Genomic DNA, 975 nt, shown 5'->3' on the forward strand with positions numbered 1-975 from the left:
ACTGATTGAACCGACTAAGTTTGACTAGATAACGTGATTATAAATGAGGTAGTGTTTAGACTTTCTATGATACCAAAAAAACCGCTTTTCTGATGAAGAATATCATGACTATAAAAATACCAAGTACCCAAAAACCTATCGATAATAATTCGACAATGTCTAAAAATAGAGCTACAGAGCTTGAAACCCATCCTTTTGAGCCTGTCTTACCGCCCAATGCAACGGTCATGATGATGGGTACTTTTCCACCGACTGCTGATAAATGGGCAATGAGCTTTCATTATCCCAACTTTTATAATGATATGTGGCGTATATATGGCCAAGTGTTTTTTGATGATGCTGACTACTTTAGAGTAGGTGATGAAAAGCGATTTGACCCTAAGCGTATTCGCGCCTTTATGTTTGAACGTGGTATAGCCTCTTGTCCGACAGTAAAGCAAGCCATTCGTGAAACGGGTAATGCTTCGGATAAAAATCTAACGGTAGTCACACCTGTTGATCTAGATATTGTCTTGCCACAAGTGCCAAAGGTAAAGACACTGTTCACAACAGGAGGTAAGGCGACAGAAGTACTGCTTGGATTATTAGATGAACCAATTGCCAAATCAAAACACCCAAAAACCAATCAAAGTATGCATTACCCTTATCAATGGCAGAATACGGGTAACAGAAAAATGGATGTTAATGATTTGACCTTATATAGACTGCCTTCGACCTCACGTGCTTATCCGCTATCATTGGATAAGAAAGTCGCTGCGTATAGAGCGTTTTTTGAAAAAATGGGTAAGTTATAAAGTAAAATTAGAGAAATGGTTGCACTAATAGAAGATAAAGCTCAAAGATATTAAAAAGTATTTATCTAGTAAAGCTGAACGTTTCTGATGTCAGCAAATGTGGTGAATAACATATCTATAATTAGTATCTAAATCTATTAAATTAATTAAACCATAACCCATTGAAAAAACTATAAATTTA

1 protein-coding gene is annotated in these 975 nt (G+C 36.1%); it reads left to right on the plus strand.

The genetic code is table 11. The features are described 5' to 3' along the window. The first annotated feature begins 155 nt into the window (after positions 1-155). Positions 156-794, plus strand: a complete 639-nt coding sequence (locus ACT3QQ_RS13890) for a DNA glycosylase (protein ID WP_444528427.1) — start codon at positions 156-158, stop codon at positions 792-794. The last annotated feature ends 181 nt before the right edge of the window (positions 795-975 follow it).

The sequence above is a fragment of the Psychrobacter sp. AOP7-A1-24 genome, assembly GCF_052376235.1.
Lineage (GTDB): Bacteria > Pseudomonadota > Gammaproteobacteria > Pseudomonadales > Moraxellaceae > Psychrobacter.